The sequence below is a fragment of the Cyclobacterium sp. 1_MG-2023 genome, from assembly GCF_030546805.1.
Taxonomy (GTDB): Bacteria; Bacteroidota; Bacteroidia; order Cytophagales; family Cyclobacteriaceae; genus Cyclobacterium.
On the sequence record NZ_JAUOPC010000007.1, the window covers coordinates 293,830 to 306,847 of the forward strand.

The 13,018-nt window shown below is 38.2% G+C and carries 8 protein-coding genes; 1 reads left to right on the forward strand and 7 read right to left on the reverse strand.

The genetic code is table 11. The annotated features are described in order from the left end of the window. Window positions 1-1,985: 1,985 nt before the first annotated feature. A complete protein-coding gene (locus tag Q4534_RS13620; RefSeq protein WP_303613695.1) occupies window positions 1,986-4,784 on the reverse strand; it encodes a bifunctional aconitate hydratase 2/2-methylisocitrate dehydratase in 2,799 nt (932 codons plus the stop codon). A 367-nt stretch (window positions 4,785-5,151) separates the two neighbouring features. After that, the gene (locus tag Q4534_RS13625) at window positions 5,152-5,877 is read right to left on the reverse strand and encodes a ribonuclease activity regulator RraA (protein WP_303613696.1); all 726 of its coding nucleotides are present in this window, start codon (window positions 5,875-5,877) and stop codon (window positions 5,152-5,154) included. Window positions 5,878-6,339: 462 nt separating this feature from the next. Between Q4534_RS13625 and Q4534_RS13630 the strand changes: the two genes are divergently transcribed. Further along, window positions 6,340-7,599, forward strand: coding sequence for an agmatine/peptidylarginine deiminase (locus Q4534_RS13630; RefSeq protein ID WP_303613697.1), 1,260 nt, complete (start codon window positions 6,340-6,342; stop codon window positions 7,597-7,599). A gap of 124 nt (window positions 7,600-7,723) precedes the next feature. Here the strand turns inward: Q4534_RS13630 and Q4534_RS13635 are convergent, their stop codons facing one another. The 5 genes from Q4534_RS13635 to Q4534_RS13655 form a co-directional block, all read right to left on the reverse strand. Continuing rightward, window positions 7,724-8,911, reverse strand: a complete 1,188-nt coding sequence (locus Q4534_RS13635) for a hypothetical protein (RefSeq protein ID WP_303613698.1) — start codon at window positions 8,909-8,911, stop codon at window positions 7,724-7,726. Between the two features lie 446 nt (window positions 8,912-9,357). Next, window positions 9,358-9,948: a hypothetical protein gene (locus Q4534_RS13640; protein WP_303613699.1), complete on the reverse strand. Its 591-nt coding sequence runs from the start codon at window positions 9,946-9,948 to the stop codon at window positions 9,358-9,360. 168 nt (window positions 9,949-10,116) lie between these two features. Next, a complete protein-coding gene (locus Q4534_RS13645; RefSeq protein ID WP_303613700.1) occupies window positions 10,117-11,406 on the reverse strand; it encodes an SGNH/GDSL hydrolase family protein in 1,290 nt (429 codons plus the stop codon). Between the two features lie 197 nt (window positions 11,407-11,603). Further along, the gene (locus Q4534_RS13650; RefSeq protein ID WP_303613701.1) at window positions 11,604-12,071 is read right to left on the reverse strand and encodes a DinB family protein; all 468 of its coding nucleotides are present in this window, start codon (window positions 12,069-12,071) and stop codon (window positions 11,604-11,606) included. Between the two features lie 105 nt (window positions 12,072-12,176). Next, complete coding sequence (locus tag Q4534_RS13655) at window positions 12,177-12,881, reverse strand: ATP-binding protein (protein ID WP_303613702.1); 705 nt, start codon at window positions 12,879-12,881, stop codon at window positions 12,177-12,179. Between the last annotated feature and the right edge of the window lie 137 nt (window positions 12,882-13,018).

A 13,018-nucleotide genomic window follows, 5' to 3' on the forward strand; every position in this document is an offset into this window, starting at 1 on the left:
CAAGGCGGAAATTAATTTATCATATCACCTGAACCTTATTCAGTTTTATAAACACGTCATTGGTAAGGAGGAATTTGCGTAGAGGAAGCTGCGGGAATCCCCTGCAAGATGAGACTGCCGCACCCTTCCCCAACAGAGACCCACAAATAGGCAGTGACGGGATAGTAATTTTTAACGGAATTGTTAATGTTAGGGCACGGTGGCCATGCCAAAACTACGAGGCGGCGTTGGGCCTTGTGGGGGGAAGATTAGTTTTGGCTAGATTTTTCTTTGGTTCGTTTCTTTTCATCAATGCCTGCCCTGATTTATAACTCACTCAGGGCCTGCCCTGATTTATAACTCGCTCAGGGCCTGTCCTTATGCGTAGCAAGTCAGGGGAAAAGAAATGAACGTTTAATTGTCAGTTAAATGCAGCCTAATTAAGCAAAGTTAACCATATGCTTTTCCATTTGTGCCCCATTTAGTATTGTTGGTTGATTCATGATTTTACAATTCCGTTTTTCGATACAATATCATTTACCTTGACTATTGCTACTTTTTTGCTGCAGGTCTGCCCTGAGTTTATTCAGTGGTCAAAAAAGTAAGCAAAAAACCCCGCCGCTGAGTATCTTTTCGGCTAAAATTTAAGGCCTCCCGCACACAGGCAAACTCCTTAGTTTTTGGTTTTAATATTGGACTTGTTTATTAAATGTCTACTAAACCAAAAACTTCGTCAAACAGTGCCTGTGCCCTTGCCAACCCCTACTTAAATTTCTAAACGCCGAAAATCTACAAGGCGGAAATTAATTTATCATATCACCTGAACCTTATTCAGTTTTATAAACACGTCATTGGTAAGGAGGAATTTGCGTAGAGGAAGCTGCGGGAATCCCCTGCAAGATGAGACTGCCGCACCCTTCCCCAACAGAGACCCACAAATAGGCAGTGACGGGATAGTAATTTTTAACGGAATTGTTAATGTTGGGGCACGGTGGCCATGCCAAAACTACGAGGCGGCGTTGGACCTTGTTTTAGAAGATTTCATTTCGCTAGATTTTTCTTTGGTTCGTTTCTTTTCATCAATGCCTGCCCTGATTTATAACTCACTCAGGGCCTGTCCTTATGCGTAGCAAGTCAGGGGAAAAGAAATGAACGTTTAATTGTCAGTTAAATGCAGCCTAATTAAGCAAAGTTAACCATATGCTTTTCCATTTGTGCCCCATTTGGTATTGTTGGTTGATTCATGATTTTACAATTCCGTTTTTCGATACAATATCATTTACCTTGACTATTGCTACTTTTTTGCTGCAGGTCTGCCCCGAGTTTATTCAGTGGTCAAAAAAGTAAGCAACCTGTCCTGAAGCGGAGCTAGTCAGGCCTGTCCTGATGCGTAGCAAGTCAGGAGAAAACCCGCCGCTGAGTATCTTTTCGGCTAAAATTTAAGGCTACCCTCACACAGGCAAACTTTAGCATTTCAGGTTTGAGCTATTTAGCTTGCCTTTCCGGTACTTATTACTCATTTATACGTCAAATATGCCTGTGTCCTTGCCAACCCCTACTTAAATTTCTAAACGCCGAAAATCTACAAGGCGGAAATTAATTTATCATATGACCTTAACTCAATTCAGTTTTATAAAAATCTGTCATAGGTAGGCTTAGGGAAGACTTTTAGTGGAGAAAGCTGTAAGAATCCCGAACAAGTTGAGACTGCCATCCCCTTTCCCACCTCAGAAAACCCACTAAAAGGGTTCCCAGAAACGATATAGTTGTTTATTAAGGATGATTTAAAATCGAACTCAGGTCAACACATTTTTCTATACCAAGTATGGCATAGAAAGTAAAAATAGTCGTCCAAAAAAAAGGCTGAGTTCTGAAAGCACTCCTTTACTAGGAATGGCTTCAAAACTCAGCCTTTAAATATATTTCTAATGCTATTACCTTAGTAATTCATTGCCAAATACGCTTTAAATTACTGACTTCCACAAGCTACACTTTTTCCTTTCGTATTAATACGAAAGAAGGTGATTTGGTTTAGAAGTCATCTTTTTAAGCGGTGGAGCAAAATGAGTAAGTTTGATTCCCTTAACCGCAATCTTATACTCTTCAAGGGTAGGTGTTCTACCTAGAATGGCTGAAAGGATAACTACCGGCGTTGAGCCTAGCAATGATTCGCCTTTTTTACGGTCAGAATCCTTCACTACTCTTCCTTGAAATAAACGCGTGGAAGTGGCCATCACCGTATCTCCTTTTTCAGCTTTCTCTTGGTTACCCATACAAAGGTTACATCCGGGACGCTCTAGGTACAGAATATTGTCATACTCTGTTCTAGCACTACTTTTAGGTGCAGCATCGTCAAATTCAAAACCGGAGTATTTTTGGAGAATTTCCCAGTCGCCTTCTTCTTTCAACTCATCAATGATATTGTAAGTTGGGGCAGTCACTACCAAAGGTGCTTTGAATTCAACTTTCCCATAATGATCTTCCATGTTTTTCAACATTTTGGCCACTATTTTGATGTCTCCTTTATGCACCATACAAGAACCTACAAAGCCAAGGTCAATATGTTTTTCCCCTTGGTAATAGGAAAGTTCACGGATGGTGTCATGCGTATAACGTTTAGAAACGTCCTCATTGTGAACATCCGGATCAGCGATCATTGGCTCATCAATGATGTCCAAATCAACTACAAATTCCGCATGGTATTTTGCATTCTCATCTGGAGTTAATGGAGGTTTTTTGCCTGTTCTTATCTCCTCAATTCTGTTATTGGCCTTATCAATCAAACCTTGGAGTACCTGATTGTGATTGTCCATGCCCTTGTCGATCATTATTTGGATACGACCTTTGGCAATTTCCAAGGACTCTATCAACGTTTCATCCTCTGAGATACAGATTGAAGCTTTCGCTTTCATTTCTGCAGTCCAATCTGTGAATGTAAAAGCTTGGTCAGAAGGAAGGGTACCAATATGCACCTCAATCACTCTTCCTTGGAAGACATTCTCTCCTTTAAAAGCTTTTAGCATTTGAGATTGTGTAGCATGTACTACATCCCTGAAATCCATATGGTCTTTCATTTTACCTTTAAAGGTAACTTTCACTGACTCCGGGATTGGCATTGAAGCCTCGCCTGTGGCTAGGGCTAGCGCAACAGTACCTGAATCTGCTCCAAAGGCAACGCCTTTAGACATTCTGGTGTGGGAGTCTCCTCCAATGATAATGGCCCAATCATCAACGGTAAGGTCATTTAAAACCTTATGAATCACATCTGTTAGGGGTGCATATTTATGTTTAGGATCACGGGCAGTTATCAGACCAAAATCATTCATGAATTTCATCAATTTTGGTATGTTTTGTTGAGATTTTAAATCCCAAACAGAGGCTGTGTGACAGCCCGACTGATAACCGGCATCAACAATAGGAGAAATGACTGTAGCAGCCATCATTTCCAATTCTTGAGAAGTCATCAAACCTGTGGTATCCTGAGAACCTACGATATTAACTTCAGCACGAACATAAGAACCTGCGTGAAGCACGGCTCCGGTGGTACCTACAGCATTTGCATTAAAAATTTTCTCTACAGCTGTCAGGCCTTGTCCTTTATACGATATTTCTTTTGAAGGCGCATAAACTAAGGGCAATTCTATGTCGAGGATTTTCGCTGCGATGGTTTGAAGCTTTTTACCAAATACAATGGCATAAGAGCCTCCGGCTTTCATAAACTCCATCTTCTGTGGGGTGAAAGCAGATGATATATCCATCAGTTCTTTCTCTCCATCATAGAGTTTTTTGGTTTTTGTATTGATGGTCAATACAGTCCCTGTTTCTACAGAATATACTTGTTCTAAAACGGGCTCTCCGTTTTCATCAACAATTAGATTCCCTTCAGCATCGTATTTCTTTTTCCAGTTTTTTAAATCTATACCAATACCGCCGGTTACACCCACGGTAGTAAGGAAAATTGGTGAAATACCATTTGTTCCTGCCACTACAGGCGCAATGTTGATAAAAGGTATATATGGGCTAGCTTTTTTTCCTATCCATAGTGCAACGTTGTTCACTCCGGACATCCTTGAAGAACCAACGCCCATGGTGCCTTTCTCAGCCACCAACATCACCCTTTTGTCAGGATGCTTGGCCTGAAGTTCTAGCAGCTCTTTTTGTTGTTCCTTATTGTGTTCGAACATGCATTGACCATGCAATTGTCGATCAGACCTTGAATGAGCATCTCCTCCCGGAGACAATAAATCTGTTGAGATATCTCCTACACCTGCAACGAAGGTGACGAGTTTAATTTCCTCAGGAAGTTCAGGCAATTCCGTAAAGAACTCTGCTTTTGCGTAGCTTTCTAAAATATCCTTCGCAATAGGGTTTCCCTCTTTGAATGCTTTTTCTAATCGATCTGTATCTGCTTCATATAGAAAAACCTGTGTCTTCAAGACTTTTGCAGCTTCTTCTGCTATGGAAACATCATCACCAAGCGCCAAATCCAGCAATACTTTTACTGAAGGGCCACCTTTCATGTGTGACAGTTGCTCCAAAGCAAAGGCAGGTGAAATTTCTTCTAATACAGATTCACCAAGAATAATTTCTTTTAAAAACTCAGCTTTAACAATGGCTGCAGAAGTAGTACCCGGCAAAACATTGTAAATAAAGAAATTCAAAGAATCTTTCCTGTGTTCATGATGAAGGTCTTTGATTTGTGCGATGATTTCAGTCAATAAATCTGCACTATCAATCGGTTTCGGATCAAGATTATCCTTTTTCCTATCTTCTATCTCTTCTAGGTACTTACTATATTCACTCATAAATTTTTTTATCTCTATTCACAAAGTTAAAAATTGAACGCTTTTTATCATAGCATTGCCCCTGTTATTTTTAATATGCTTAACATGCTTTTACTGTGTTAAATTCGTATTGGCTATATTTTTATCAGAAAACATTTTTTAGTTAATCATTAGAAAATTATTTTGGGTAGCAATTTACAACTGAGCGCAGGTTCGGGACATGGGTAAAGTGCCATCTTTCTTTTTCTTAAATTCATGGCCTCCACCCCATTTCTGCCTTCCAATGAAAGCAACTCCTAAACCAAGTCTTACTAATCAAATATTTAGTTAATTAGGTCCTATCGACAATTTAGCATGAAGATTCGCCTTGAGCAAACGGTCAATTTAATTATTTTTCACCCTTTGTCCCCCCTTGCTGTTTTTTCCACAGCTCAAATGCTTCTCTATTTTCTTCTTTCGTAAGAGGATATAAACCCACAATCGTGTGTCCTGCCAATACCCTCTCAGTAACAAAATCTTCATAGAGGGTCATGTTTATAGCCTCCTCGGCTATTTCATCAGCCAAGTGAGCCGGAATAACCATCACCCCATCATCATCTCCCACAATCACATCTCCCGGGAAAACCGCCACATCCCCACATCCGATTGGCACATTGATATCCATTGCTTGGTGTAGGGTTAAATTGGTTGGTGCACTTGCCCTATGATGATAGGAAGGCATGTCCAACTTGGCAATTTCTGCTGAATCCCGAAACCCTCCGTCTGTAACAATACCGGCTGCTCCCCGAACCATAAGGCGGGAAGCCAATATTGAACCGGCAGAAGCCGCTCTACTGTTTTTACGGCTATCAATTACAAGTACTGCTCCTTTAGGACAATTCTCTACCGCCACCCGTTGAGGATGCTTGGGGTCTTGAAATACAGTGATTGGGTTAAGATCCTCCCTAGCAGGGATATACCTTAAAGTAAAAGCTTCTCCAACCATGGTAGGTTTTCCTTCTGCCAAAGGTTTCACCCCTTGAATGAATTGATTTTTCAAACCTCGCTTGAACAAGGCTGTGGCAAGTGTGGCAGTGCTTACAGTTTCTAATTTTTCGCGTGTAGTGGCTAACATTATTTTAGTTTTGATAAAGTTTTAAAAATACTCTGGTTTTGGGCCGGTATCGCCTATTCCTGTGATGCTTCTACCTTGAAGTCTATGATGGTAAAAAGGCTTAGGTAGATAAAAATACACCTCATTCCTTACTCACCATGATTCTATAAAAGTACTGCAGAAAGCTAAACCTCAATAATGACTTTAAAAGTAATGATAAGTAAGTAAACTACCTGCATTCATGCAAGGTTAAAGGAATTTTGTTGGCATTTGCTATACAATCACTGTGAGCCCTCGGGCTATCATGGCATAACATTCATTTCGGGTTTGTTATTTCATCGGTTTGCAGGTTAAGCCCCAAGGATATATATAAAAACTAAGATTATAATCAGAATATTTCTGTAAATTGCTTTAATAAACCTGATCGGTTAAACCGATTATTATAGCTTATGAATAAAAAACCATATCCACCATTCACCTGAGATGACAATCAGGTTCGGATTGACAGAGACTCAAGGATTGCGTTGCTGTCTGTTTGTATTCTTGTCATGCTTTTTTTTCTTTATCAGTGCTTGCAAGCAAGATTATGAGTTAAAGCATACCGCCAATCCCTCAGCGGAATTTGACCCACAGGAGAGCACTTTCATTTGCTGGACACCCCAATTTCAAGAAATATCACTAAAACTTATCCAGGAGATAGCAGAAGTGGATCATGTCACGCTTTTCTACAACCAACGTAACCAACAGCCGGAAGCGCTACAAAAATTATTCAGGCAAAGAAAGATCAATTTAAAAAATGTCAGCCTATCTCCTTTTAAATTAGAAAAAGACAATATCTGGATCAGGGATTATGGCCCCATCCTTATGCAGAATGAGCAGGGACAGGAGGAAATGGTTAATTTTCATTATCACCATGAAGAAAACCAGGAATACAATTTATTCAATGAGCAATATGCTTCAAAAATGAGAATCCCTTTTATGAGAAGCAGGTTGTCCAGCTCCGGTGGGGGGCGTGAGATCAATGGCAGAGGAACCATCATATTAATTGAGGGACATGAACAATACATCAACCCTGATCTTAGCAAGGAGGAAATTGAAAAGGAATACAAAGAAAAGCTAAAACAAAAAAATGTCATCTGGCTAAAGAAAGGCATTCCGCAAGACGACCTGTTTGACAATGGCCCGGTGATTGACAATATTTATGGCAATGGAGTTCATTGGCATGTGGATGAATTCTGCCGATTTGCAGATGCCCAAACCATCTTGCTGGCCCAAGTAGATCCGGCAGACCTGGCTTTGGACCCATTCTACCAAGTAGTGCTTGAAAGGTTGGAAGAAAGTTATCAGATACTCAAGAATGCAAGTGATCAGGATGGCAACCCTTTTAAGATCATCCGAGTACCACAGGCACCTATTATTTTTGATCAGGGCAATTACAAGGGCCAGGCAATCTTTTATACCCCGGTAACCAGCTATTTAAACTTTGTCTTGACCAATAACTTGGTGGTGATACCCGCCTATTACAACCCGGGTGACCCTGATTTTATACGGCAAAAAGATGAACAGGCCAGAAAAGCTTTTCAGGAAGTTTTTCATAGCAGAAAAGTGGTGATGATAAATGCCACTGAACTCAATTATAATGGAGGTGGACTACACTGTATCACCATGCATAAACCTAAAATAGAAAAACCATCCAACCTCAGGGTCAAATGGAATAAAACCCTCAAAAGATGGAAGGGTTAAAATGGGAACTGAACATTTTCTCATCTATCTTACTAATTGGATCTAATTTTTAGAGGCAAAACAAGCGCAATTCCTTGAGCTTCTTTAAGGTTAAATACATGCGTCAATTAAATTCTAGGTAAACCTATAACAAGGTATCGAGATCAAAGGAATAAACATTACCTAAATCATCTGAGAAAAATATTAGTTTGGGCTCATCCGGTAAAAAACAAGCTTTACTTGAAGTGACATCTCCATTTTTGCCTAAGATATTGGTTTTAAGTTGTATTAACTCTCTAAACTGCCAGCTGTCATTCTTTTTTATTACTTCATTGACAGAAATAAAATAGCGATTATCTTCTCGATTTCTTACGCTATGTATTTCAAAAATCTCCCCCGATGCCACATGGTTAATAATAGGGCGACTAGGGCCTCTTTGTTGGGTTAGGTTCTCATAGCGAATGTTGGTCCAATGGCCCGTTCTATCCCTTACTCGCAATACAAATTGAGGTTGATTCATTTTGTCCACACTACTCTTTGTGACCAAAAGCATTTCTCCATTTTCAAAAACAGTAGCATTCAAGTGATCGTCTGCATTATTGTCTCCCTGCTGAACAATTACAGGCTGTGACCATTGATCAAAGGCATCACCATCACGGTGAATCCGCTCCACTATAGATTGGGTATCTTGGTTAGACCAGATCACAGATACTTGGCCTTTTCGTCCAACGATTAATGAGATATCATCCTTATTAATGTCATCCGCAAGTATAATAGGATCGGCCCAATCCTGACCGTTGAGCGAATGCCAAACCATGATGCTTTCATTCATATCAGCACAAATCCAAAATTGATTTTTTGAATCTTGGGTAATGGTTGCCGTTTCTATAGCATTACAGCTTTCAGGAATAGGAAGGTTAACCTTCCATTGATGTTGATATTCCTTACTTTCGGGCAAATAAGTTAGTTTAACTACCGTCAAGGCACATTCATCCACCAAGACCAGATGTGTCTCATCACCTTTGCTCAATACATCAGCCCTAGGCGGCAAATTCTTCCATGCCTGGTTAACTTTAATTTGACTCGTCCATCCTAAAGGTTCTTTTTTCAATAACTTCGGTCCGTCTATATCACCTACGATTAGCCATTGTCCATATTTATTGGTCCAGGATTTTGATTGAGGTTTGTCTGCCGTTGCATCGCCATAATCCACCTTAAAAATAGGATCTAAATAAATCTCCGGGGTTTTTATTGTTTGGGAAAAGGTTGGATAGCTAAATAGCAAAAAATAAACAAGGGGCAGGAAAAAGGCTAAAATACTTTTTGATATCATAAGTGTTGTAGGTAATCAACAAAATTAATTATTTAGACTTCAGCGCAAGTTAAAAAATAGTTGCTTTACCATTAAATTTAAAAAACAGGGTTCAATTTAAGGCCCAAATTGATGGATAATTCACAAGAATCCGTCTCAACAATCCGGATTTATTAGCATATCTAAAACCTGCTAAATCATATAATTAGCCGCCTAAATCTCCTATCCATAAATAGCCGTTATAGAACTTTCCGATTCACTTTTAATATTGAGGTAGCATAAAAAGCAATAGGGAATTCAACTCTTCATCATAACCAAAGGTACTCAAGTGGATTCTAAGCATGGCCCCTGAGCCTGCTGACGGGTGGCGAAGGGATCCTGGACATTTCTCAAGGCCCAACCCTGCATTCAGAATAGGAAGTTTCAGCCGTCAAAATGCTTAGTTATTGCCATCCGTATTCCTATTTTTAATTCAATTCCGACTCAATTTGTTTGAGGTGAGCGAATAGAAATGATCTAGTCTCTCTATCATTAACTTTCTTAAGCTTTTTAGTAGTCATAATATAATTATCCTTTATTCTAACAAACTGTTCAGAATTTTCAAATGCTTTCAGCCAGTCAGAAAAGTCAGCAAGTTCATGTTGGTCTGAACTATAATTGAAATATTCAGTAAATTCAGGAGTCGTCAAGTTTGAATATTCATATTTTTCAATTGGTTTAATCGGTCTGCCAAAGTATTTATCAAACAAGTATGAATTAGCGAAAAACACTTGAAATGCTTTTTTCTCAGCTTTTTTTAAATTTTTTGTCTTGAAAAGTATAATAAGCCATTCAAATAAAAAGTCAGGCATTCCTATGTCATCACTAAAATTCTTTTCAAACCAATTCAAATAGGTCAAACCTCCTTTGAAATCATTAATTTTGATAAATAGTCCTGGCGGTACATACCTTAAACCACGACTGTCGTCAAAGCAACCAAATTTTCTTTTCTCAGCAACTAAAGTAGCTCTGATACTTCTTATTTTCTTTTTGATTTTTTCAATTTGTCTTGGTGTCATCTTCCTTATTTAGGCTTAACGGTATAGTGGTAGATTGTCAGGTGGTTTCCTGTCAAACCGCCATGCAGCTTGAGCGGGCCAAAAGCCTTGATATTTAAACATTACCTGCCATTGTTTATTAAAATGGTAGACCAATCAATGGGGTCTCCTTGACATATTATCAGTTGACTAATCAGACAATGTTCCATTCAGAAATATATGTGAAAAAATCAATTCGTTTTTATTATATTTCTCAGGATTAGCGTCAAAGTCCGCTTTTCTACTATCATTGTTTAATGAATTTCTTTTTTCCTCTAATGTTAAAGGTTGACTGGATGGATAAATTTTCACAATATGCTTCTTCGTTTCACTCAATTTCACAAATCTTGACTGTTTTCTATAATAAGAACAATAACCATCCCAGTTAGCAAACTCATTTTTTACTCCATCGACCTCAATAATATACCTTCCTCCTGTTGGACCAACTAATATATCTAAACCCATTTCATCCCCTATAAAGGAAAATTGGTAAGTAGCGTTCGTGTCTTGAGAAACAAAATAGGGATTTTCTGATGGTTTAAATTTGTCGAGATAGCTTAACTGTCCGGTTGAATCAACATAATCGAAATTTTTTGATTGTCTTACTACACCTTTAATCATCGTTGTGTTTTCATAATTGTCAGCAATCAATACAGGCTTTAATACATGTTCTTTCACACCTCTCAAGGTATCTATCTTCAATAAACATTTTGCTAAAATATCCTTATAAACTTCGTGTCCGAAATCTGTTGGATGAACTTTGTCTGCTGTAAAAACGTACTGTCCGGAACTGTTTAAGAAAGTAGTTTTGTCATAATCGCTGTCATACCAAACAACAGAATCTGACTCAATCATATTAAAAGTTTGAGGAGTCCATAAAACTGACGGTATGTCATAATATGACGCTATTGAATCGTGTTTAGTCGCAGACATATTCATTTTACCGTTTTCACTGTCAGATAATGAAGCTGTATTAACTGTATAAACGAAGCAAATATCTGTATATGGATTTTTTGACCATATTTTACGCACCATTCCTTCCATACTTTTTTCTACATCAGAGGAGCTTGCACCGCCATCATTAACTGCAAATTCGATAAAAATCAAGTCAAAGTCGGACTTATTCAGTAAATGTTCATCAATTCTAAACACGCCATATTTAGAGTTAGTACCTCCAATGGCGGCACTGTAGCTGAATAAGTCTTTTATGGCGTATTGCTCTTCTATCCAAGATACTATTTTAGGCCGCCAACCATTTGCCGCAGTGATGCTTCCTCCTATAAATCCAATTTTAACGGCTTGTTTTGTATTTATCTTATCAAAGAAATTAGGTAAACCTTGTCTTGCTGAAAATTCAGTTGTGTCTTTCAATTCCCACTGCGCAAAGCATTGTAAAGAGATTATCAACATAATACTAGATAGTATAAATTTCCTTTTCATATTCTTGATTATTTAAATTATTTACTTTGCCTAATGTCAGTACTGTTTTCCTTACTCATAATGGTTTGACTATGATAGGTTGCGTGATTTATTATTTAACTTTACAAGTACAGGCCAAGTTGAAAATCCGTGAGGATTTTCAGAAGTAAGCGAGAACAAGCAATTACTTATAGCCATTATTGGCTGTAGTGTTTTTTTCAATCCCATATTTTTGGTCTATCAATATTCATTGCTCTTAAATACGACAGAAATTGCCCTGCGTGAACAGATTCGTGATAGCCAATCCGTAACAAATATTTTGCAAGGATTTTCTTGTCTCCATTTCCTGGGTGAACGATTTCAGTCTCGTTTAATTCTGTATCCGAAAATTGTCGAACACTTTCTAGAAAGGTATTTCTATAGGGCTCAGCAAATTCAAGTTCGTCTGCAAGGCTTATGAACGGTCGATTTTCCCAAGGTGTTTTATAATTTGCCATATTTCCTTGATTAATAATGATGTCCCAGCCATAATCAGCTTCCAAAACGTGTCTAATCATTTCTGACGCACTCATTGCTTTTTCGTCAGGTTTCCAATTGTAATAGTCATCAGGCAGTCCTTTCCAAAGTTTTATACTTCTTCTCCTTATTTCTGTGAAATTTAAAATTATGATCTCAGATTGGGTCATTTTCTTTGTTTTCGAGAATGTGGTTTTACATTACGGCCAATGGTTTTGTATTTGGTGCATATCCCACAGAGTATACACCATATACCTTATTGTGCTTTCGTTTTTTTAATTATTTGTTTTCATTTCTCCAATATTATAAGCGTAAATAGAAACTGGAAGAAATGTCCATTTTATATCTTCAATTTCTTTCAACCCCAATTGGTCTATTGAAGTAGTGAGAGCTGATTCAAATTTGTTTTCTTTACAAAAATTCAATAGGCTTTTTAATTCTTGAGGTTTATCATAATACCGATTACTCCATTTTATTTCTACACCCCACACCGGTTTATAGCTTTTGTCATCTACTAATACAAGATCTACTTCCCCTTCTTTTCGGCCTTCTTTCCATCTTGCATATGTTAGGTCAAGTTGCTCTCGATGCATCCACTGGGAAAGGACGGCTGTTTCGACCATATTTCCCATTTCTTGGTCGATGTCAGTAATTGGAGAGAATAATGCAGTTCGAAGAGAAGGGTTAGTTAGATAGACTTTGAAACTTATTATCCGCTTTAATCTTTTTGTGTTGATCCCGACCTTATTCAAAACCTTGATTAAAAAGGCTGCTTCTAAATATTCAAGATATTTTTTCAAAGTGTCTTTTTGTATTCCGCTTTCCTTAGACTTAGCCTCATAAGAAAATTCATTTCCGGTATTATAGGCTATATAGGTGAAGAAGCGATTTAACTCTTGAACATCTTTAATTCCGTATAAGCTTGGTAAGTCCCTTAAAAGCACTTTGTTTACAATATCATTTTTGACATATCTTCCCATATCGCTTTGAAATGAAGTACAACAGTTTGGCTAAACTGCGTTTTAATACAGTTTAGGTTTTGTTGAACTCAACCTCCGGTAGCTAAAGGTTTACCATTGGTATATTGCTCATCAACAAACTCTTATAATGATGAGCA